The organism is Leifsonia sp. 115AMFTsu3.1, from assembly GCF_004362795.1.
Taxonomy (GTDB): Bacteria; Actinomycetota; Actinomycetes; order Actinomycetales; family Microbacteriaceae; genus Leifsonia.
The window spans coordinates 568,727-590,645 of sequence record NZ_SNYB01000001.1; the positions used below are offsets into that span (position 1 = coordinate 568,727).

The window sequence follows — 21,919 nt, forward strand, 5'->3', positions numbered from 1 at the left end:
GAAGGTGGGCAGAGCGTCCAGCGCCACCGCTTCCACAGGAGACCCCGTGTCCGCACCGATTCCCGCCTACGACCTCGACCTCCGCAGCGACCCCGCCGTCATCGACCGCGCGCTCCGCGGTGCGAAGAACGTCTCGTTCTGGCTCGACGACCCGCGCCGGCCCGCCGCGCGATCAGCGCTGTCGGGCGACGTCAGCGCCGACCTCCTGGTCGTGGGCGGTGGCTACTGCGGCCTCTGGACCGCTCTCCTGGCGAAGGAGCGCAAGCCGGACCTCGAGGTGGTCCTCGTGGAGGGCAAGGAGGTGGGCTGGGCCGCGAGCGGACGCAACGGCGGTTTCGTCGAAGCGAGCCTGACGCATGGCTCCGAGAACGGCGAGCGGTACTTCCCGGCCGAACTCGAGACCCTGGACCGGCTCGGGATGGAGAACTGGGTCGAATTCGCCGCCGACCTGAAGCGGCACGGCATCGAGGCGGAGTACGAAGCGACCGGCGTCCTGACCGTCGCCACCGAACCGCATCAGGTCTCCGCGCTCCGGGAGGCGGCCGGAGAGCACAGCGAGTTCCTGGACGAGGGTGCGCTCCGGCGCTACGTGACGTCGCCGCTCTTCCGCGCGGGACTCTTCGAACGCGACGGCGAGGCCCTGGTCCATCCCGCGCTGCTGGCGTGGGGACTCAAGCAGGCGTGCCTGAGCCTTGGCGTGAAGATCTACGAGCACACTCCGGTGCGCGGGCTGTCGGACGAGCGCGATCGGGTGCGCGCGACGACCTCTGGCGGTGTCGTGTCGGCGCGACGCGTCGTGCTGGCCACCAACGGCTTCCCGTCGCTTCTGCGCCGGAACCGGTTCCGCACCATCCCCGTCTACGACTATGCGCTGATGACGGAGCCGTTGAGCGAGGAGCAGCTGGAGGCGATCGGCTGGACGGAGCGCTTCGGGATGACCGACTCCTCCCGCCAGTTCCACTACTACCGGAAGTCCGCCGACAACCGGATCCTCTGGGGCGGCTACGACGCCGTGTACCATCCCGGCGGCCGGATCAAGCCGTCGTACGACGTGCGGGACGAGACGTTCCGGCGCCTCGCCGACCACTTCCTGCGGACGTTCCCGCAGCTCGGCGACATCACGTTCACGCACGCGTGGGGCGGCATGATCGACATGTCCAGTCGCCTGGTGGCGTTCCACGGCACGGCGATGGGAGACAAGGTCGCCTACAGCAGCGGCTTCACCGGCCTCGGCGTCGCGGCCACGCGGTTCGCGGCGAAGGTGATGCTCGAGCTGCTCGACGGCGCGGACACCGAGATCACCCGGACGCGGCTGGTGCGGACCAAACCGCTCCCCATCCCTCCGGAGCCGGTCGCTTCGGCGGCCGTCGCGGTGATCAAGCGGGCGATCGTCCGTTCCGACCGGAACGGCGGTCGCGACGGCGTGATCCTGAAGGTGGCGGACGCCCTGGGGTACTCGTTCGATTCGTGACCGGCGTTCTCAGGCCTCGGGTTCGGCGAGCGTCTCACGTCTGCGTCCACCGCGGGCGATGGCCCAGCGGACGACGACGATGGCCGCCCCCAGAAGCGCCGCCAGAATGACCGGGCCGACGCCGATGTCGAGTGCGGCGGGGAAGATCTTGACGGCGACCTGCGCCATTTCTCGGAGGTCGCCGTCGAGCACCCGCATGCCGAGCGCGTTCGAAACGGCCGTGAAGAGAGCGGGCGTCACCCAGAGCGCGATCAGCCCCACCGCCCACACGCCGAGGCGGCGCAGCGGGACCACGCCGCACCACCCGAGCACGGCACCGACGATGACGGCGGGCAACCAGCGGAAGATCGACCCGAGTGCGAGCGCGACGCTGTACGGGTCGACCAACGCCGTGACGGCGCCGACGATCCAGGAGGTGACGGGGACCGCCGCCAGCACCAGGCCCAGCGCCGCGGGACCGACGGCGAGCCGGGAGACCAGCCAGAACAGTCCCTGAGCCAGCAGCACGGAGACGATCGCGCCCCCGAGCATCCCGGTGAAGTAGAGCGAGGCGCGGCTATCGACGCCGGGTCGACCGATGCCCAGCCCGTCGGCGATCACCACGAACGCCTGCACGAGGGCGGCGAGCTGGAGCAGCAGCAGCCCGACGGACACGCTCCACGCCTCCACCTGTCCGGTCCGCTGCAGCAGCCGGGTCGCGCCGCCGGCGAGCACCGCGCCCACCAGGAGCAGGACCAGGAGCGTCGTGGCGGAGTACTGGCTCACCGGCAGCAGCGCGAACGGCATCTCGTCCGGCGGCGTGTCGGTCTGCCAGAGGTTCTGCAGCGGAAGGCGGCCGCCCGTCACGAGCCAGGGCAGCAGGCCGATGACTCCGGATGCGAAGCCCAGCGCCCCTCCCATGACGAGCGACTCGGCTCGGCCGCGTGGACTCACAGACGTCAGACCATGACGTGACGATGACATGAAACAGCGCTCCCCCCGAGGCGACATGCAATGACCAGAACGGTACAGTATCCCGTCGCTGCTCACCGGTCCGACTCGATGGTGCTCGTCGTCGCAGCGGCGATCTTTCTGGCGTCGATCCCGAGCTGGCGCAGGTTGCCGGTCAGCGGATTCGAGTATCCGAGGAAGAACAGGCCCGGGTAGGCGGGCAGTTGCGCGTCCGCGTTGATCAGCGGACGACCGTTGGAGGAGAGAACGCCGAGACCGCCGACCAGCGACTCGAGGCCGCGGCGGAACCCGGTCGCGAGGACGACGGCGTCGGGATGCAGTTCGGTGCCGTCGGCGAGAACCACGGCATCCGGGGTGAACCTCGCGACGGCCGCCACGACCGTGACGCGACCGGCTTTGAGGGCCCGCAGGAGACCCACGTCGAGCGTTGGCGTGACATCGTCGCGGGCCTGTTGAGTGGCGATCCCGCGTGGCGCCTTCGGGATGCCGTACGCGCGCAGGTCGCCGACGGCCATTCGTTGAAGCGCGCCGGCGAGCACATCCTGCGCCTTCAGGGGGAGCGGCGCCATCGACAGGATGAGTGCCTGGCTGGGGATGCCCAGCACGGCGCGTCGCACGATGTTGGGCGGCGTACGCACCGCCAGGGAGACCGTGACACCTGCCTCTGCGAGGTCGGCGGCGATCTCCGCTCCACTGTTTCCCGGCCCGACGACGAGCACGTCGCGAGCTCCGAGCGATGCGGGATTCCGGTACGCGCTCGAATGCAGGACCGTGCCGGAGTAATCGCCCAGCCCGGGCCAATCGGACATCTTCGGGCTGTGGTTGTAGCCGGTCGCAACGACGACGGTGTCGGCCGCGATCACGCCGCGCTCGTCTCCTCTGCTCCACGCGACCCGCCACTGGTCCTCCGGCCGCTCGACAGACAGAGCGGCGACTCCGAGTCGGATGTCGAGATCATGCACGGCGGCGTACTGGGCGAGGTAGCGCAGCACGTCGTCGCGCGCGACCCAGCGACCGTAGCGGCGCGGGATGCGGAGGCCGGGCAGTCCGGAGAGCCTGCGCGCGGTGTGCAGATGGAGGCGGTCGTAATGTCCGGCCCAGCTCGCCCCGACCCGGTCGGCCCGGTCGATGACGACAGCGTCGACGCCCGCGCGCTTCAGTTCGACGGCAGCGGCGAGACCGGCGGGGCCGGCCCCGATCACCGCCGCCGGAACACGAGCGGGGAGGGCGTGGGCGCTCACGCGAGCCACCTTAGCTCCGCCGACCCGCGCCGGCCGCACCCTCTGTCAGGATGGGCTCGCCCCTTTGACCGACGAGAGAGAGCATCCGTGATCACCGTTCACCTGCGGTACCAGATCGACGACAGCAAGCTGGCGGACTTCGCCGAGTACGGGCAGCGCTGGATCCGCCTCGTCAACAAGCTCGGCGGGACCCACCACGGGTACTTCATGCCCAGCGAAGGCGACAGCGACGAAGCCTTCGCCCTGTTCACCTTCCCGTCCCTGGCGGATTACGAGCGCTACCGCGAGGCGTCCGCATCGGACCCCGAGTGCCAGGAGGCCTTCCAGTTCGCCCGCGACACCGGGTGCATCCGACGGTACGAGCGCCGCTTCCTCACGCCGGTCTTCGAGTAGGGAGCGGACCGCCTCCGTGGGGCGGGCTCTAGCGGAACAGCTCGACGTGATCGCTGACCCAGGTGCGGAACGTGCGGGATGGGCGTCCGGTGATGCGGGTGTACTCGCGTGACACGTCCGGGCGGGTTCCAACGGCCTCCCGCCAGTCCGTGACGATCTGCGTCACCCAGACCTCCGGCACGTACTGCGACAACATCGCGACCGACTCCGCCTCCGTCTGCTCGACCACGGCGACGGGTCGGCCGATCACCGAGCCGATCGTCTCGACCTGCTGGCGCAGGGTCAGCCGCTCCGGACCCGTGAGCACGGGTGTCGCGTTCAGCAGGGCGTTCTCGGTGAGGGCGATCACGCCCACCTCCGCGATGTCCGCCTCGTGGATGGGGACCTGCACGGCGTCCGGGTAGGGCAGCGGCACCGCGCTCTCGCCTTTCACGCTCCAACTCCAGCGCGCCGCGTTGCTGGCGAAGCCACCCGGACGCAGGAACGTGTAGCTCAGCCCGGATGATTCGATCGCCCGCTCGACGCGCAGGAACCTCGCACCGTTGAAGTCCTCTTCGGCCCCGGGGAACGTCACGGCGGAGGATGACAGCAGCACCACGTGCCGAACTTCCGAGCCCGCCAGCTGCGCGACCACGGCTTCCGGGTCGTCGAGATCCGCGTACAGGAACACGCGATCAACGCCCGCCAGCGCCGGCCCGAGCGTCGGTGGGTCGTTCAGGTCCACGGCCAGCACCTCGACCCGCTCCGGCAGCGTCAGGTTCTCCGGTCGCCGGCTCGTCGCCCGCACCCGCTCTCCGCGCTCCAGCAGCCCGGCGACCACCAGGCCGCCGACCGCACCGCTCGCGCCGACTACCAGTACCGACATGGGTTCTCCTTCTCATAGAGCTTGACGAACAGCGTTCGCGAACAATGTTCGTAGAGAATGGCGATCGTGTCAATTCGCTACACTGGGGGAATGCCGCTGCCCGCTGAGCCCGTTTCGCGCCGTGACCGCCCGGCGAAGCCGCCTTTGTCGCGGCGCTCGATCCTCGACGCCACCCTCGGGCTGATCCGCGAACGTGGAGTCGAGGCCGTGACGCTCCGCGACGTCGCCGCGGCGGTGAACACGGGCCCGGCGTCGTTGTACGCGTACTTCGGGGGTCGGGATGTGCTGCTCGAGCACGCGCTCGACGACGTCTACGCGGGCATCGAGCTCGTCGCTCCGGTCGACGGGGACTGGCGGGCGGCGTTGGCGGCCACGGTCGTCAACACGGTCGACGCGCTCGAGTCGTTCCCGGGCCTCGGCGCGGTCGCGCTCGGCACCATCCCGACGCTTCCGGGGGCGCTGCGTCTCGCAGAGCACGAGCTCGCGCTCATGGAGGCCGGCGGCATCCCCGATGCGGATGCCGCGCTCGCCGTCGACCTCATCGCGCAGTTCGCGGCGTCGACCGCCGTCGAACGCACCGTGCGTGATCGCTCGGCCGTCGCCGGCATCCCCGATTCGGATGCTCTCGCCGTCTACTCGACCGCGGACCCGGAGCTGTTCCCGCGCGTCCGGCGGCTGGCCCCGGCGCTGACCGGAGCGGACGAGCGCCGTCGGCGCGACTTCGCGATCGACGTCATGATCTCGGGACTCACCTCGATCAGCCGGGCGTGACCGCCGCGGGCCCGGCGTCGCTTCCCGTTCCATCGCTCGCTGCGGCGAGAAGGGGAACGAGCACATCGCTGATCGGAGTCGGGATGCCATGAGCGCGGCCGAGGCGCTGGACGACACCGTTCCGTGCGTCCCACTCCAGAGGGCGACCCGCTTCGCGGTCGGCGAGGATGGAGGTGCCCAGGTCGGCGGGGAACGACTGGAACCGCGCGAGCAGCTGGGTCGGGACATCGTCGTCCAGCGCAGCCCCTTCGGCCCGCGCGACGGCGAGACACTCGTGGAGGTAGTCCAGCGCCAGTCCGGCGATGTCGTCTCGCCGGAACATCCCCGCCCTGCGGCCCGTCAGCACCATGAGACCGGCGACGGCGTTCTGGAGCAGCTTGCGCCACGCGACCGACGCGAAATCCGTGGACAGCTCGACCTCGCACCACGTGGTGCTCAGCGCCTGGGCCGCGACCGACGCTGCCGGGGAGTGCGGCAGGGTGAGGCGCGCGTCGCCGCGCAGCAGTACGGAGCCGTCGGGCTGCGTCTCGGCGGGGAACCACACGACGGCGGGGACGACACGTCCTTCCGGGAGGAGCGGCGCCAGCGCCGCCTCCTGTTCGACGCCGTTCTGCAGCACGCAGACGACGGTCTGCGGCCCGACCAGTGCCGCCAGCCACGGTGACGCGGCCTCGAGCTGGGTGGTCTTCACCGCGAGGAAGACGAGATCTGCCGGACCGGCGACCTGCGACACATCGGTGATGACGGGTCCAGGGACCACGATGTCGTGATCTCCGCGATGAAGGACGAGCTGGTCTCGGGCCGTGCGCCCGTAGAGCTGAACGGAGGTGCCCGCCTCCTGCAGCGCCGCGGCAACGGTGGTGCCGATCGCGCCGGGGCCGATCAGGGCGATCGTGTCCGGCGCCGACGAGGTGCCGCCTCGCGGATGGACTGCGCTCATGCCGACCACCCTATTCCGCGGGTGCGTCCGACCTCATCGCGCGAGCGAGGCGCCGAGGGCACCGCTCACTGCGAGCACGATCACGACGATGATGCTGACGAGGGCGCCGCCGAAGACGAAAGCCGCGGTGGCCGCGATGAGGCGACCTTCGGCGATCGGGGCACGATCGCCGGCGGTGGTGAGCTGTCCGTGGTGCCCGCGATAGCGGCGATGGATCATGGCGAGCAGGATGCCGGCGATCACCACGCCGGTCAGCCCGAGGAGCGCCGACCAGGCGCCGAGCAGTTCGGGCAGGATGCGCGCGGCGACGAACGATCCGACGAGAAGGGCGAGCCCGGTCCGCCGCCACGCGAGAGCGGTGCGTTCGGGTTGCAGGCCCGGGTCGAACGGGGCGTTCATCGCAGCAGGACGCCCACCAGGACCAGCACACCGACCGCGGTGACGACGACGCTCAGGACGACGGTCAATGGTGCCGACGGCAGCGGGGTCCCGTGCCGCAGAGCGGACTCGGTGCGCTTCCAGCCGTACCAGGCCTGGACGGGCACGGCCGCGCCGGCGATCAGCAGCAGGAGGGACGCGGCGAGGCGGAACCCGGGGTGGATGCCCAAACCGAGGGCCTCGAGCGCGACACCGCCGGCGAGGAGAGCGATGCCGGTGCGGAGCCAGGCGAGGAATGTCCGCTCATTGGCGAGGGAGAAGCGCGCATCCGGCTCGTCGCCACTGGAGAAGACGGACCGCGGGAAGCGTTTGTCGTGCGTCATCCGCGGCCGTCCGAGGGCCCATCGCCTCCGGCGGCTGCAGGAGCGCAGCAGTCCGGAACGGACTCGGCTGGGGTGTGCTGATCGGTGTCGGAGGTCATGGGGTTCTCCTCGTCATTCGGCGTCGCGGACGGCGACGGTTCGGAACCCGGCGTTGGGCGACCATCGTAACCTGCCGAACCGACGAGACCGGGCGCAGAATAGGGCCACCCGGCCGCGGGGGCCGGGCGTCCGTTCGGGAGGCCACATGTCCGAGACCACGCGAGACGACCTCGGTCACCGGCTGCTGCGTATGAGCGGCCGGGACCCGGGCGAGGCGCACCGCGCGGCGACACCGCTGGAGCTGCTGTTCGATCTGACCTTCGTGGTCGCCTTCGGGCAGGCGGGGGACCAGCTCGCACACCTGCTCTCGGAGGGACACGTGTGGCCGGCGATCGGGGCGTTCTCGTTCGCGATGTTCGCGATCTGCTGGGCCTGGATCAACTTCTCGTGGTTCGCGTCGGCCTACGACACCGACGACTGGTTCTACCGCGTGACGACGATGGTGCAGATGGTCGGCGTTGTCATCCTGGCGCTCGGATTGCCGGAGATGTTCGCGTCGGTCGACGCCGGAGGCGAGTTCGAGGTCGGTGTGCTCGTGGCGGGCTACGTCGTCATGCGCATCGCCCTTGTCGCCCAGTGGCTGCGCGCGGCGGCACAGGATCCCGCCCGGCGGCGCACCGCCCTCGTCTACGCCGCATTCGTCACCGCGGCCCAGATCGGCTGGGTGCTGCTGGCGTTCGCGCGGCCCAGCTTCGAGACGGTGCTGCTGGTGGCGCCGCTCCTCTATGTTGTCGAGCTGGGCGGCCCCGTCCTCGCCGAGGTGCGGCTCGGCGGGACGCCCTGGAACGCCGGCCACATCGCCGAACGCTACGGCCTTCTCACGATCATCGCGCTCGGCGAGGTGCTGTTCGGGACGGTCACGTCGGTCGCGGCGCTCGTCGAGAAGCAGGGATGGAGCATCCAGGCCGCCCTGATCGCCGTGGCCGGCGTCGGGCTGACCTTCGGGCTCTGGTGGACGTACTTCATCATCCCGTCGTCACAGATCCTCCGACGGCACCGCCGGCGCGCGGTGGCGTGGGGCTACAGCCACATCCTGCTCTTCGCCTCGATCGCAGCGACCGGGGCGGGGCTGCACGTCGTCGCGTACGAGATCGAGGGGGTCGGGGAACTCGGCGTGGCCGGCGCCGTGGCGAGCGTGGCCGTGCCGGTGCTCGTGTTCTCGGTGGTCCTGTTCCTGCTGTACACGTATCTCGTTCACGAAGGGGACCCGTTCCACATCGGGCTGTTCGTGGGGACGGTCGTCGCGCTCGTCGCGTCGGTGTGGCTTGCGGCCGCGGGGGCTCCGATCGGGGTGAGCCTCATCGTCATCGCCCTGTCGCCCGCGGTCGTCGTGGTCGGATACGAGACGATCGGGCACCGGCACCAGGCTGCGGCGCTGGCGCGTCAGCTCGCCTGAGACGCTCGGGGGACGACCCGGGATTCCGTCATTGCGCATTATTACTGCAAGTTGCAGAATTATCGGACTACTCGTCATCGTTCAGAGAGGAACACCATGAAGAGGATCATCCCCACGGTGATCGCGTCGCTGGCGCTCGCCGCAGCGGCCGTGATCGCGCCGGCGGTCGGAGCGGCGCCGACACCGCCCTCCACCGCAGGAACACCCGGCTGGACCGCGCTCGCCGCGGGTTCCGAGCCGCAATCCAATCCGCTCAAGGGCTTCATCCCGTACCAGGGGTCGTACTCGGCCTTCCCGTACACGATGGAATGGGCCTACTTCCCCGTCAACGCCGTCATGAGCGGGCCCAACACCTTCAACTGGTCGTCGGTCGACAGCGTGCTCAACGACATCGCATCGCGCGGACACCAGACGGCGTTCCGGTTCTACCTCGACTACCCGACCAAGCCGAGCGGCATCCCGCAGTACCTGCTCAACGGCGGGCTGGTGACGCACTCCTACAACGACTACGGCAACAACGGCGTCAGCGTCTCGCCGAACTACGACGACCCCAACCTGCGCACCGCCATGGACCAGTTCATCGCCGCGCTCGGCGCCCGATACGACGGCGACGCACGCGTGGGCTTCGTCCAGGCCGGCCTCCTCGGGTTCTGGGGGGAGTGGCACACCTACCCGTACAACGGGACGAACGGCCAGCCGGACTGGTTCGCCTCGAGCGCGACGCAGGGCGAGATCCTCAACGACTTCGTCAACGCGTTCCACACCACGAAGCTCGAAGTGCGGCAGCCGAACACGCAGAACGCCTCCCTGCCGATCGGCTACCACGACGACTCGTTCGCCCTGGAAACCAAGACCAGCTCGCTGGGATGGCACTTCATGGACAACATGGCCGCCGCGGGTGCGACGAACAAGTGGAAGACGCAGTCCATCGGTGGAGAGCTGCGGCCGGAGCTCCAATCGTGCATCTTCAGCACGTCCGGATGCCCGGTGATCGAGGACGGCGGGGACAACGACTTCCCCGGCAGCGTCAGCCAGACACACGTGAGCTGGCTGCTGAACCAGTACGCCTTCCAGACCGGCTACTCGTCGTCGGACAAGCCGCGCGCCCTCGCCGGCGCGCAGTCGATGGGCTACTCGCTGCGGGCCACGGAGGCGCTGGTGCCGGCGACGATCGCGACGGGGAGCAGCGCGTCCGTCGGGATGACGATCTCGAACATCGGGATCGCGCCCTTCTACTACAGCTGGCCGATCACCCTCGCCCTGGTGGATGCGTCGGGGGCGATCGTGAAGACGTCGACCTCCTCCTGGCACGTCTCCGACATCGCGAGCGGTGCGTCCGTGCAGTTCACCGGGACCTTCCCGACGAGCGGTGTCGCGAACGGCACGTACCGGATGGTCGCCCAAGTGACCAACCCGCTCAGCGGCGGCGCCCCGATCCGGTTCGCCAACGCGACACAGGACTCCGTGAAGTCCGGATGGCTCACGCTCGGCACAACGACGATCTCGACCGGCGGGTCGACCGCCGCCAGCTATGAGGCGGAGTCGGCGTCGAACACGCTCACCGGCACCGCGGTCGTGGCCTCGTGCTCGGGATGCTCCGGCGGCGCGAAGGTCGGCTACGTCGGCAACGGCGCGACGCTCGCCGTCACCGGCGTGACGGGCGGCGTGGCGAGCTTCCGCATCGCGTACGCCTCGGCGGTCGCGCGGACGGCGACAGTGAAGGTCGACAGCGGCACGTCCACCTCGGTCAGCTTCCCGGCGACGGCGGACTGGAACACGGTCGGCACAGTGACGGTGAACGTGGCCATCCCCTCCGGCGGTGGGCACACGATCACCATCGCCAACCCGACGGGATGGGCGCCCGACATCGATCGGATCACCACCGGCTGACGGCCACGGCGGCCTCGGGGAGTGCGCTCGCATCCCCGGGGCCGCCGTCGTTCAGCCCCGGAGCAGCGCCTGCGTCTCCGACGGGTTCGGGAACGACTCGCGCTCGCGCACGGCTCCGTCGAGCACAGCGGCGAGGTGGTCGGCCGCCAGGCTGATGCCGCCCATCGCAACCGCCTCGGAGCCGAGCGTGGAGGCGACGACGGTCGGCGCGAGCGGCACGATCGACCGCAGGGACTCCTCGAGCCGCGGCAGGAAGACGTCGGCGCTCGGAGAGCTTCCGCCGCCGATCACCAGGAGTTCGGGATCGATTGCCAGCGTCATCGCGGCCGCGCCCGTCGCCAGGTCGTCGGCGAACTCGCGGACGGCTTCGACCGCTGCGGGGTCGCCCGAGCGCGCCAGGTCGAAGATCTGCTCCCGGCTGGGCCGGGGGCTGCCCAGCACCGCCGCTCCGTACTGCTCGTTCAGCTCCGCCCAGCGCAGTTCCGGCATCTCGCCGACGATGCCGGCCGCGCCGTGGACGCCGCGGTGAACCCGGCCGTTGACGATGGAGGCGCCGCTCGTGCGGGCGCCGCAGAGGATGTAGACGACATCCGTGTGACCGCGGGCTGCTCCGATGGCGAGCTCCGCCTGCGCGCCGAGGGCCACATCCCCCTCGACCAGGACGGCGGCGTCGTACTCGCGCCGGAACCGCTCCCGCAGATCGAGGCCGATCCACCCCGGCATGCCGGTGCCGCCGAAGTGCAGCACCTGGCCCGTCGTGCTGATGGCACCGGGGGAGCCGACGGTGACCGCCCACAGGTCGGCCCGCGTGAGGCCGAGCTCGTCGAGCAGGTCGTCTCCGACCTGGAGTGCCGTCGTGATCCGCTTCTCTGCGGCATCCGACTCCGCCGTGGCTGTCGTGCGGTGTCCGCGCACCTGGCCGGTCAGGTCGGTGACGACGGCGTAGATGTGGTTGGCGCCGATGTCGAGCGCGAGGAAATGCGCGAGTCCGGGAGCCGGCCGGTAGGTGGCGGCCGGCCGGCCCAGGCGGCCGGCGGGGGCGCTGTCCGACCCGACGACCCAGCCGGCCTCGGTCAAGTCGGTGATGATCGCGTCGATGGCGGTGCGGGACAGGCCGGAATCCGCTGCGAGGTCGCGCATCGTCTGAGGGCGCTCCAGCACGGCGCGCAGGATTCCCCACGAGTTCATCCGCCGCAGCAGAGAGCGGCTGCCCACGGCCGGTTCGACACCGCGGATAAGGGCCTCTCGAGCCATATGATCCTCACTCTTGCACTTTATAACGGCAACTTGCATAATTAACCCGTCCACCCGACTTTACCGCGGATGGGCGAACCAACGGCCAGCGAATCGCTCGCGAACCGATCCACCCCTATCGCGCCAACGACGGCAGCACGCCCGCGGCGCCGAGAGGATGCCATGACAGCCCTGCTCCCGAGAGCCGCGCACCGGACGGGCGGCGCGCCGAGGGTACGACGCCGGCGGGACGACCGCAGAGTCGCCTGGCTCTTCATCGCGCCGGTCCTGATCGGATTCGCGGTCTTCTACCTGTACCCGACGGTCCGTGGAGTGTGGTGGTCGTTCACGGACTACAGCCTGCTGGGCGACCCGACGTTCGTCGGCCTGGAGAACTACACGGCCGTGCTCCAGGACAAGGAGTTCTGGAACTCGATGGGCGTCACGCTCTACTACGTGATCGTCAACGTGACGACGCAGACCGTCCTCGCGCTGCTCCTCGCGGCGCTCATGCACCGCCTCACGCGTTCCGTGATGCTGCGGACCACCCTGCTGCTGCCGTGGCTGGTACCCAACGTCACCGTCGGGTTGGTCTGGCTGTGGCTGCTCGACACCAACCTCGGGTTCGTGAACCACCTCATCACGTCGATGGGCTTCCCCGCGGTCGGCTTCTTCACCAACCCCGCCCTCGGCATCCCGACGATCTCGATCGTGAACACCTGGGCCTTCACCGGCTACACCGCTCTGCTGTTCTACGCGGGGATGCTGCAGATCCCGGCCGATCTGTACGAGAGCGCCTCGCTCGACGGAGCGGGGGAGTGGCGCCTGTTCACCCGCATCACGCTGCCGCTGCTCCGCCCGGTGATGGCCCTGGTGCTCGTCGTCTCGCTGATCGGCTCGTTCCAGATCTTCGACACGGTGGCCATCACCACGAAGGGAGGCCCGGTCAACGCGACACGGGTCATCTACTACTACATCTACCAACAGGCGTTCAACTTCTTCCACATGGGCTACGCCGCGACCATGGCGATCGTCCTGGTGGTCATCCTCGGCGTTCTCACGGCCGTCCAGCTGCGCCTCCTCCGCGCCTCCGAATCCCAGCTCGCCTAGGACCACACCATGACCATGACACGACCTGTGACACCCGTCCTCGCTCCCGGCGCGGAGCAGCCCGCCCGTCCCGCGCGCGACACCGTCCGCCGCCGCTTCTCCATCGGCCGCGCCCTCGGCTGGGCGGTCCTCATCATCTCGCTCGTCCTGACCCTGTTCCCCTTCTACTGGATGCTGAAGACGGCCCTCACACCCGCCGCCGACGTCATCCGGGACTCCGGCTCGTTCTTCCCCGGCAGCCCGACCCTGATCAACTTCGCCCGGGTGCTCGGCTTCCTCAGCCCGGCCCAGGATCAGGCTGCGGGCGGGTCCGGCGCCTCGATCAACTTCCTCCTCTACCTGTGGAACTCGATCATCTACTGCGCACTGATCGGGTTCTTCCAGACGCTGTTCTGCGCGATGGGAGGGTACGCGTTCGCGCGGCTCCGGTTCCCCGGGCGCAACGCCCTGTTCGCCGTCCTCATCGCCGCGCTCATGGTCCCCGGCATCTTCACGCTGCTGCCGAACTTCGTGCTCGTCCGTGACCTGGGCCTCCTCAACAACCTCTTCGGGATGGTCGCGCCGAGCCTGCTGATGACCCCGTTCGCGCTCTTCTTCCTGCGCCAGTTCTTCCTCAACATCCCCGTGGATGTGGAGGAGGCGGCGATGCTCGACGGCGCGGGCAAGGCTCGCGTGTTCTGGCGCATCGCCCTCCCGATGAGCCGCGGTCCGCTCATCACGATCGGCCTCATCACCGTCGTCTGGGCGTGGAAGGACTACCTCTGGCCGCTCCTCATCGGGCGTGACGAGAGCGTCCGCACCATGACCGTCGCCCTCGGCGTGTACCTGCAGCAGTCGCCCAATACCCAGCCCGACTGGACCGGGCTGATGGCCGGCTCGACGCTGTCCGTCATCCCCGTGCTCATCCTGCTCATCTTCCTCGGCCGGCGGATCGTCGAGTCGCTCAACTTCACCGGCATCAAATGACCAGCCCCACCTTCTGAACCCCCATCCCGATGCACCACCCACACAGAGAGAGAAACCAATGACCAAGGTCCGTCGCGTCGCCGCCATAGCCGTCGCCGCCGCACTGCTCACCGGAGTCACCGCGTGTTCGTCCAGCGGGTCCGGCTCGAACGACAAGGTGACCCTGCAGTACTGGATGTGGGACGACACGCAGGTGCCCGCCTACCAGCAGTGCGCCGAGCAGTTCACCAAGGAGAACCCGAACATCACCATCAAGATCAGCCAGTCGGCCTGGGGCCAGTACTGGACGAATCTCTCGACCCAGATCGCGGCGGGCAGCGCCCCGGACGTGTGGGTGGACCAGGCGTCGTATTATCCGCAATTCGTCCAGGACAAGCAGATCGTCGACATCCAGCCGATGGTCGAGAAGGACAAGGTCGACCTCAGTCAGTACGTCGACGGCCTGGCGGACCTCTGGAAGGTCGGGGACGCCCGGTACGGGCTGCCGAAGGACTGGGACACGATGGGCCTCGTCTACAACAAGGCCGACCTGAAGGCCGCGGGCATCGACGAGGCGTCGCTGGCGGACCTGACGTGGAACCCGCAGGACGGTGGCACCTTCGAGCAGACCATCGCCAAGCTGACCGTCGACAAGAGCGGCCACAACGGACTGGACCCCGCCTTCGACAAGAACAACGTCAAGGTCTACGGCTTCCTGCCGGAGTGGGCCGACGGATCGCAGGGCCAGAACGGCTGGGGCAACTTCGCCTACTCCAACGGCTGGACCTACGCGAACAAGAACCCCTTCGGGACGAAGTTCCACTACGGCGACTCCAAGCTCACCGAGACCGTCCAGTGGCTCGCCGACCTCTCCGACAAGGGCTATGCCCCGAAGCTCGACGTGCAGTCGACGCTGGCGCGCTCGGAGGTGCTCGCCAACAACGGCGGGGCTCTGACCACCCTCGGCTCGTTCAACCTCTCGTCGTACAAGGGCAAGACCGACCAGTTCGGTTTCGCGCCGCTCCCGATCGGCCCAGAGGGCAGGAAGTCCGCGATCAACGGCCTGTCCGACGCCATCTACGCGGGGAGCAAGCACAAGGACGAGGCCTGGAAGTGGGTCAAGTACCTCGCCTCGGCGGACTGCCAGAACACTGTTGCGGCCACCGGAGTCGTCTTCCCGGCCATCAAGGAGGCCTCGGAGAAGTCGGCGGAGGTGCGCGAGAAGGACGGCCTGAACGCCCAGGTCTTCCTCGACGAGCAGCAGGCGAAGGACGGCACGTTCATCATCCCGATCAGCTACCACGGCACCGAGATCAGCCAGATCGTTCAGGACGCGATCCAGAGCGTCGCCCTCGGCCAGCAGGACGCGAAGTCCGCGCTGGGCAAGGCGAACGACCAGGTCAACGCGCTGTTCAAGTAGCACATGAGCGGGGCGGCCACCGGGCCGCCCCGCCCCTCCGACCGGCCCCAGGCCCTTCCCCCAGAAAGCAGAGCATGCTGTACACCTTCGACTTCGCCGGCCTCCGCATCCCGGCCAACGTTTCGGGGCAACCGGAGGCGGTGCCGGGCGGCTTCGTCGTGCCGGCCGGTCCCGTCGCGCTCCTGCATCCTTTCGGCGACACCGAGTTCTACCGGCACGGCTGGAACTCCTGGAGCCCGTCCGGGTGGGCGCGGACCGACGGCGAGACCATCGGCATCAAGGACAGCCCGAACCGCCTGCTGACCGCGGACGACGCGGCCAACGAGACGCCGCACAGCCACTCGGGTGCGGCGGTCGGGGCCGTCACGGGCAGGGGCGGGGACGTCCTGCTGCTCGGCGCCCTCGGCCTCGGATCCCCGCGCGTCGGGGCCGACCGCAACGTGCTCTGGGGCCGCGCCGAGGACGACACCGCCGACTGGTTCGTCGCTTACGGACCCGAGCGGCAGGTGTTCGCCGACTACGCAGACCTGGTGTCGCAGCGCCTCGGCCGGCGGACCGGCCGGGCAGGAACGGTGTGGAGCAGCTGGTACTCGTTCTTCGAGGGGATCGACGAAGAGCTCGTCGCCCGGACCGTCGCAGACCTCGAGGGCTACCCTTTCGACGTCTTCCAGCTCGACGACGGGTGGGAGCCGATCGTCGGCGACTGGACCGCCGGCCCGAAGTTCCCGTCCGGGATGGCCGCGACCGCCCGCACGATCGCCGACGCGGGGTTCACTCCCGGTCTCTGGCTGGCCCCGCTGATCGCCCTGCCCGGATCGGAGCTCGCGTGCAGCCGTCCCGACCTGCTGGTGCAGGGGGAGGACGGGCGTCCGCTGGTCACCGGCTACAACTGGGGCTCGCACTACTACTCGCTCGACACGACCCAGGACGAGGTCAAGGATCACCTGCGCGAGGTCTTCGAGACGGTCGTCGGCTGGGGCTACCGCTACCTCAAGCTCGACTTCATGTACGCCGGGGCGGTGGCGGGCGAGCGCAGCATCCCGCTTCACCGCGAGGCCGTCTACCGCGAGGCGGTGCAGCACATCCGCTCGGTGGTCGGGGACTCCGTGTACCTGCTGGGATGCGGCGTCCCGATGATCCCGAGCGTGGGCGTCTTCGACGGCGCCCGGGTGGGGCCGGACGTCGGCGCATTCTGGGACAACGCGGAGCGGGTCGGCGATCCCTCCGGAGTGGGCGCCCGCAATTCGATCGTGTCGTCCATCAACCGCACGTGGATGAAGCGGCTCTACGAGGTGGATCCCGACGCCGTGTACTTCCGCAGCACCCGCAGCCTGCTCGACGACGCCGAACGGCAGGCGCTGCGGGACACGGCCGCGATCCTCGAGTTCCGGTCGACCTCCGACCCGATCGCCTGGCTGAACGACAGCGAGCGCGAGCAGCTGCGCCGGTACATGCTCGAGACGTCCGTCATCGAGCAGACGGGACGGTACACGTTCCGCATCGACGGGCGCGATGTCGACCTGACCCCGATCGTGACAGGCGAGGCCGTGACGGACGCGGCCTCGCTCGTCGTCTAGACGTGGAGGCACGGCGCCCCTCACTTCCGCCGTGCCTCCACTGCCGCACCAGGAGAGAGCGTTCTGGAGAAAGATGGACCCATGGCAGACCTGAGGATCGGCGTCGTCGGCTTCGGCAATCGCGGGTCACTCGCCCGTGAGGCCCACCGTCCGGGCGCCGGCTCCCGTGTGGTCGCGGTGTGCGACCCCGCCGAGCGGGCGCGGGAGGAGGCGTCCACGGCGTTCCCGGACGCCGCCGTGACGGCGAGCCTGGACGAGCTCCTGGACGCCGGCGTCGACGCGGTGATGGTGCTGACCCCCGACCACCTGCACGCGGCCGTCGCCATCCCGGCACTCGCGGCGGGCGCCGCCGTGTTCTGCGAGAAGCCGCTCGCGATCTCGCTCGACGACTGCGATCGCATCCTCGACGCCGCACGCCGCACCGGCTCGCGGCTCTACGTGGGGCACAACATGCGGCACATGCCGGTGATCACCCTGATGCGCGGGCTCATCTCCAGCGGCCGGATCGGGGAGGTCAAGGCGGTCTGGTGCCGGCATTTCGTGGGCAACGGCGGCGACTACTACTTCAAGGACTGGCACGCCGACCGGTCGCGGTCCGTCGGGCTGCTGCTCCAGAAGGGAGCGCACGATCTCGACGTCATCCACTGGCTGGCGGGCGGATACTCGGCGCGTGTGAGCGGGGTCGGCGCGCTCGCCGTGTACAGCGCGATCGACGATCGGCGCGACCGCAGCGCGGAGCGGGTGGAGGAGTGGTTCAGCCTCGACAACTGGCCCCCGACCGCCGCTACCGGCCTCAATCCGGTCGTCGACGTCGAGGACATCTCGCAGGTGAACCTGGTGCTCGACAACGGAGTCCTCGGCTCCTATCAGCAGTGCCACTTCACCCCGGACTACTGGCGCAACTACACCGTGATCGGGACGGAGGGCCGGCTGGAGAACCTGGGCGACACCCCGGGATCCGAGGTGCGGCTCTGGAACCGGCGGCACGGCACCGCGGCTCCGGCCGACGAGACGTACCTTGTCCCCGACGCCGCGGGTGGACACGGCGGTGCGGACGCCCTGATGATCGCGGAGTTCGTCGCGTTCGCGCGCGACGGCGGTCCGACCCTGACGTCACCGGTCGCCGCGCGCCAGGCGGTCGCCGCCGGCCTGCAGGCGACCGCCTCGATCCGCGGCGACGGCGGTCTGCTGCCGGTTCCGCCTCTGGACCCCGAACTCGTCGCCTACTTCGATGCGGGACAGCCGGCGTGACCCTGGATCGGGAGGACATCCTCGCGCTGCTGGAGGAGCGCCCGGGCGAAGCCGTCGCCGCCCTCGTGGCGGAAGGCATCCCGGCCGAGGTGGCGGAGGCGTCGCTGGCCGACATCCCACGCAAGGTCGCGCTGTACGGCGACCTCGTCGACGACGACTGGCTGCAGCAGGTGCTGTCCGGGAGGGTGCTCGCGCTCGGCCGCCTGCAGTTCGAGCGCGAACCCGGCCCGCATGGCCGGCACATCCACATCCCGGAGAGCGGTCGTCTCGATCCCGCGCAGGTGGATGCCTCGCTGGCGTGGGCCGCGCGGTACTTCGGCGACGGCGCGCCGTTCGTCTGCGAGAGCTGGATGCTCGACCCGGCGCTGCGGCAGCTGCCGCCGACCTCCAACGTCCGCCGCTTCGCCGCGCGCTTCGACGTGACGCCCGCGCCGCGCACGACGGAGGGTGCGCGCTCGCTGGCGAAGTTCGTCTTCCGGTCGACTCCGGAGGAGGTGCTGTCGCTCCCTCTCGCGGAGGGCGCGACCGCCGTCGAGCGGATCGCCTACGCTGCGCTCGCGGGCGACGGCGTGTGGTCGGAGCCGCTCGGCGTGCTTCGCCACGCCGAGAATCCGCCCCCGGGGACTACCGTGGGACAGTGACCACGCCAGATTCCGCACACAGCGGCTCCGAAACCGCCGACGATGCTCCGACCTTCTCGTCGTTAGGGCTGGATGGGGCCGTCCTTAAGGCTCTGAAGGATGTCGGCTACGAGACGCCGTCCGCCATCCAGGCCGCCACCATCCCGCCGCTGCTGCAGGGTCGCGACGTCGTCGGTCTCGCTCAGACGGGAACCGGCAAGACGGCGGCCTTCGCGCTGCCGATCCTGTCGCGCCTCGACCTGTCGCAGAAGAGTCCGCAGGCGCTCGTGCTCGCCCCGACGCGTGAGCTCGCGCTGCAGGTGGCGGAGGCGTTCGAGAGCTACGCGACCCACCTCAAGGGCGTGCACCTGCTGCCGGTCTACGGCGGGCAGGGATACGGGGTGCAGCTGTCCGCGCTGCGCCGCGGCGTCCACATCGTCGTCGGAACACCCGGACGCATCATGGACCACCTGGAGAAGGGAACGCTGGACCTTTCGCAGCTGAAGTACCTGGTGCTCGACGAGGCCGACGAGATGCTGAAGATGGGCTTCGCGGAGGATGTCGAGACCATCCTCGCGGACACGCCGGACGACAAGCAGGTCGCCCTCTTCTCGGCGACGATGCCTGCGCAGATCCGGCGCATCTCCAAGAAGTACCTGCACGACCCCGAAGAGATCACCGTCAAGTCGAAGACGACGACGTCGGCGAACACGACCCAGCGCTACCTCGTCGTGTCGTACTCGCAGAAGGTCGACGCGCTCACGCGCATCCTCGAGGTGGAGAACTTCGAGGGGATGATCATCTTCGTCCGCACCAAGAACGAGACGGAGACGCTCGCGGAGCGGCTGCGCGCACGCGGCTACTCGGCCGCGGCCATCAACGGCGACGTCGCGCAGGCCCAGCGGGAGCGCACGGTCGACCAGCTCAAGTCCGGCAAGCTGGACATCCTGGTCGCCACCGACGTCGCGGCGCGCGGCCTCGACGTCGAGCGCATCAGCCATGTCGTCAACTTCGACATCCCGGTCGACACCGAGTCGTACGTGCACCGCATCGGCCGCACCGGACGCGCAGGCAGGAGCGGCGCGGCGATCAGCTTCGTGACGCCCCGCGAACGCCGGCTCCTGACCGCGATCGAGAAGGCCACGCGCCAGCCGCTGACACAGATGCAACTGCCCAGCGTCGACGACGTGAACGTCACCCGTCTCGCCCGCTTCGACGACGCCATCACCCAGGCGCTCGCCCAGGAGGACCGGATCTCGCGCTTCCGCGAGATCATCGCCCACTACGTCGAGCACCACGATGTGCCGGAGACGGATGTGGCGGCGGCGCTCGCCGTCGTCGCTCAGGGCGACGAGCCGCTCCTGCTCAGCGAACGGGACGAGCTGTCGCAGCCGGTGGAGCGCGAGACGCGCGGCGACCGGGCGGGCGGCGATCGTGCAGGCGGCCGCGGCGCTCGGGGCGACCGGCTCGACCGTCCGGGGCGCCGCGAGCGGAACGACACCCCCATGGCGCCGTACCGCCTCGAGGTGGGCAAGCGCCAGAAGGTGGAGCCTCGCCAGATCGTCGGCGCGCTCGCCAACGAGGGCGGCCTGAGCCGCGAGGACTTCGGACACATCCGGATCATGCCCGACTTCTCCATCGTCGAGCTGCCGGCCGACCTCCCGGGCGACACCCTGTCGCGGCTCTCGGGCACGCGGATCGGCGGCAAGCTCATCCAGCTCCGTCCCGATCGCGGGCGAGGCGGCAGTCGGTCCGGCTCGTGGCAGGACGACGACCGGCCGCCGCGCAAGCCGCGGCGCGGCTGAGGGCGGCTGAGGAGCGCCCGCCGCCCTCTTCGGCATAGGATGTCCGTCGCTCGATGCAGGGCGGAAGGCGAGGCGGGTCGGTGGGCGATGAGCGGGTGACGATCGTCGACGTCGCGAACAAGGCCGGCGTCGCGATCAGCTCCGTCTCGAGCGCGCTCAACGGGCGGCCCGGGGTCTCGGACGTCACGCGCGAGCGCATCATCCGGATCGCGTCGGAACTCGGCTTCGTCCCCTCGCTCCGGGCCAAGAGCCTGTCCGGGCGGCGCGCGTTCACGGTCGGTCTTGTCCTGCACCGGGATCCGGATGTGCTCGAGCTCGACCCGTTCTTCGGCGGGTTCATCGGCGGCATCGAGGATGCGATCGATCCCCGCGGGTATGCGCTCGTCCTCCAGATCAGCGCCGAGTCCGACAAGGTGCTCCAGCGGTACGAGAAGCTCGCGGCCGACCGTCGCGTCGACGGCGTGTTCATCAACGACCTGGAGGTCGACGACCCGCGCATCGCGTTGGTCCAGCGGCTCGGGCTGCCCGCCGTCGCCATCAACCCGGGCAGCGGCTTCCCGATCCCCGCGGTGCGCGAGGACCCTGACGCCGGGATCCGGGCCACCCTCCGGCACCTGGTCGACCTCGGGCACCGGCGCATCGCCTACGTCAGCGGCCGCCCGAACATGACGCACTCGGTGGAGCGCGAGAACTCCTGGCGTGCGGGGCTGCGCGAGCTGGGGCTGGAGCCCGGACCGGTGGTCCCCGGCGAGTTCACCTACCTCGGCGGCGCGGCTGCCGCATCCATCCTGCTCGACTCGGCCGACCCGCCGACCGCGGTGATGTGCGCGAACGACCTGTCGGCCATCGGCCTCATCGCCCAGGCGCAGCACCTCGGCGTGGATGTGCCGGGCCAGCTGTCGGTCGCCGGCTTCGACGACATCCGGCTCGGCACCTACGTTCGGCCGTCCCTCACCACGGTGCACACCTCGCCGCGGACGCTGGGGAGGGAGTCGGGCAGGATGCTCGTCGACCTGATCGAGGAGGGCGTCGTCGACGACGTCCGGATCCCCGATGCCGAGATGATCGTCCGCGATTCGACGGGGCCGGCGCGCGCGCAGCGCTGATCGCGATCGGGCGGTGTGCTCGGTCGGGCTTGCATTTGCATGCCGGGGCGTGCCACCATGTCGTCACCGAAACG

General features: G+C 69.7%; 20 protein-coding genes. 13 read left to right on the forward strand and 7 right to left on the reverse strand.

The features are described 5' to 3' along the window. Positions 1 to 46 precede the first annotated feature (46 nt). Positions 47 to 1,471: an FAD-dependent oxidoreductase gene (locus AXZ95_RS02905; RefSeq protein WP_018189499.1), complete on the forward strand. Its 1,425-nt coding sequence runs from the start codon at positions 47 to 49 to the stop codon at positions 1,469 to 1,471. Positions 1,472 to 1,480: 9 nt separating this feature from the next. Here AXZ95_RS02905 and AXZ95_RS02910 read toward each other — a convergent pair whose 3' ends face one another. Both AXZ95_RS02910 and AXZ95_RS02915 read right to left on the reverse strand, forming a co-directional pair. Beyond that, on the reverse strand, positions 1,481 to 2,404 hold the full coding sequence (locus tag AXZ95_RS02910; RefSeq protein WP_231374316.1) for a hypothetical protein: 924 nt from the start codon (positions 2,402 to 2,404) through the stop codon (positions 1,481 to 1,483). 92 nt (positions 2,405 to 2,496) lie between these two features. Continuing rightward, the gene (locus AXZ95_RS02915) at positions 2,497 to 3,663 is read right to left on the reverse strand and encodes an NAD(P)/FAD-dependent oxidoreductase (RefSeq protein ID WP_043742033.1); all 1,167 of its coding nucleotides are present in this window, start codon (positions 3,661 to 3,663) and stop codon (positions 2,497 to 2,499) included. Between the two features lie 87 nt (positions 3,664 to 3,750). Here AXZ95_RS02915 and AXZ95_RS02920 point away from each other — a divergent pair, with 87 nt between their 5' ends. Next, a complete protein-coding gene (locus AXZ95_RS02920; protein ID WP_018189502.1) occupies positions 3,751 to 4,056 on the forward strand; it encodes an NIPSNAP family protein in 306 nt (101 codons plus the stop codon). Between the two features lie 28 nt (positions 4,057 to 4,084). Here the strand turns inward: AXZ95_RS02920 and AXZ95_RS02925 are convergent, their stop codons facing one another. Then, entirely contained in the window at positions 4,085 to 4,921 is an 837-nt protein-coding gene (locus AXZ95_RS02925) for an NAD(P)H-binding protein (RefSeq protein WP_018189503.1), read from the reverse strand. A gap of 90 nt (positions 4,922 to 5,011) precedes the next feature. Between AXZ95_RS02925 and AXZ95_RS02930 the strand changes: the two genes are divergently transcribed. Next, the gene (locus AXZ95_RS02930; RefSeq protein WP_026307025.1) at positions 5,012 to 5,692 is read left to right on the forward strand and encodes a TetR/AcrR family transcriptional regulator; all 681 of its coding nucleotides are present in this window, start codon (positions 5,012 to 5,014) and stop codon (positions 5,690 to 5,692) included. Here AXZ95_RS02930 and AXZ95_RS02935 read toward each other — a convergent pair. Genes AXZ95_RS02935 through AXZ95_RS02945 form a run of 3 tightly spaced genes read right to left on the reverse strand, consistent with a single transcriptional unit; the run spans position 5,679 to position 7,393 of the window. Next, positions 5,679 to 6,632 (reverse strand): oxidoreductase, encoded by a 954-nt coding sequence (locus AXZ95_RS02935; protein ID WP_231374317.1) that lies wholly within the window; start codon positions 6,630 to 6,632, stop codon positions 5,679 to 5,681. The genes AXZ95_RS02930 and AXZ95_RS02935 overlap by 14 nt on opposite strands. A 33-nt stretch (positions 6,633 to 6,665) precedes the next feature. Then, complete coding sequence (locus AXZ95_RS02940) at positions 6,666 to 7,031, reverse strand: DUF202 domain-containing protein (RefSeq protein ID WP_018189506.1); 366 nt, start codon at positions 7,029 to 7,031, stop codon at positions 6,666 to 6,668. Then, positions 7,028 to 7,393 carry a DUF202 domain-containing protein gene (locus AXZ95_RS02945; RefSeq protein WP_018189507.1) on the reverse strand — a complete coding sequence of 122 codons (366 nt, stop codon included), beginning with the start codon at positions 7,391 to 7,393 and terminating at the stop codon, positions 7,028 to 7,030. Before AXZ95_RS02945 ends, AXZ95_RS02940 begins: the two co-directional genes overlap by 4 nt. A gap of 244 nt (positions 7,394 to 7,637) precedes the next feature. On the opposite strand from AXZ95_RS02945, the gene AXZ95_RS02950 reads away from it, so the two are divergent. Both AXZ95_RS02950 and AXZ95_RS02955 read left to right on the forward strand, forming a co-directional pair. Further along, positions 7,638 to 8,888, forward strand: a complete 1,251-nt coding sequence (locus tag AXZ95_RS02950; RefSeq protein ID WP_018189508.1) for a low temperature requirement protein A — start codon at positions 7,638 to 7,640, stop codon at positions 8,886 to 8,888. Positions 8,889 to 8,984: 96 nt separating this feature from the next. Next, on the forward strand, positions 8,985 to 10,778 hold the full coding sequence (locus tag AXZ95_RS02955; protein WP_018189509.1) for a DUF4832 domain-containing protein: 1,794 nt from the start codon (positions 8,985 to 8,987) through the stop codon (positions 10,776 to 10,778). A gap of 51 nt (positions 10,779 to 10,829) precedes the next feature. Here AXZ95_RS02955 and AXZ95_RS02960 read toward each other — a convergent pair whose 3' ends face one another. Continuing rightward, positions 10,830 to 11,966, reverse strand: a complete 1,137-nt coding sequence (locus AXZ95_RS02960) for an ROK family transcriptional regulator (RefSeq protein ID WP_231374318.1) — start codon at positions 11,964 to 11,966, stop codon at positions 10,830 to 10,832. Positions 11,967 to 12,194: 228 nt separating this feature from the next. Here AXZ95_RS02960 and AXZ95_RS02965 point away from each other — a divergent pair, with 228 nt between their 5' ends. From AXZ95_RS02965 to AXZ95_RS03000, 8 genes are all read left to right on the forward strand, one after another. Next, positions 12,195 to 13,121, forward strand: a complete 927-nt coding sequence (locus AXZ95_RS02965; protein ID WP_018189511.1) for a sugar ABC transporter permease — start codon at positions 12,195 to 12,197, stop codon at positions 13,119 to 13,121. Positions 13,122 to 13,130: 9 nt separating this feature from the next. After that, positions 13,131 to 14,087 carry a carbohydrate ABC transporter permease gene (locus AXZ95_RS02970; protein WP_133638775.1) on the forward strand — a complete coding sequence of 319 codons (957 nt, stop codon included), beginning with the start codon at positions 13,131 to 13,133 and terminating at the stop codon, positions 14,085 to 14,087. Between the two features lie 58 nt (positions 14,088 to 14,145). After that, positions 14,146 to 15,486: a sugar ABC transporter substrate-binding protein gene (locus tag AXZ95_RS02975; RefSeq protein ID WP_018189513.1), complete on the forward strand. Its 1,341-nt coding sequence runs from the start codon at positions 14,146 to 14,148 to the stop codon at positions 15,484 to 15,486. A 74-nt stretch (positions 15,487 to 15,560) separates the two neighbouring features. Then, the gene (locus AXZ95_RS02980; RefSeq protein WP_018189514.1) at positions 15,561 to 17,063 is read left to right on the forward strand and encodes a glycoside hydrolase family 36 protein; all 1,503 of its coding nucleotides are present in this window, start codon (positions 15,561 to 15,563) and stop codon (positions 17,061 to 17,063) included. A gap of 81 nt (positions 17,064 to 17,144) precedes the next feature. Continuing rightward, entirely contained in the window at positions 17,145 to 18,314 is a 1,170-nt protein-coding gene (locus tag AXZ95_RS02985; RefSeq protein WP_018189515.1) for a Gfo/Idh/MocA family oxidoreductase, read from the forward strand. After that, complete coding sequence (locus tag AXZ95_RS02990) at positions 18,311 to 18,955, forward strand: hypothetical protein (protein ID WP_018189516.1); 645 nt, start codon at positions 18,311 to 18,313, stop codon at positions 18,953 to 18,955. The genes AXZ95_RS02985 and AXZ95_RS02990 overlap by 4 nt, the downstream gene beginning before the upstream one ends. Further along, complete coding sequence (locus AXZ95_RS02995) at positions 18,952 to 20,739, forward strand: DEAD/DEAH box helicase (RefSeq protein WP_018189517.1); 1,788 nt, start codon at positions 18,952 to 18,954, stop codon at positions 20,737 to 20,739. The genes AXZ95_RS02990 and AXZ95_RS02995 overlap by 4 nt, the downstream gene beginning before the upstream one ends. A gap of 80 nt (positions 20,740 to 20,819) precedes the next feature. Further along, a complete protein-coding gene (locus AXZ95_RS03000) occupies positions 20,820 to 21,845 on the forward strand; it encodes a LacI family DNA-binding transcriptional regulator (protein ID WP_018189518.1) in 1,026 nt (341 codons plus the stop codon). Positions 21,846 to 21,919 lie beyond the last annotated feature (74 nt).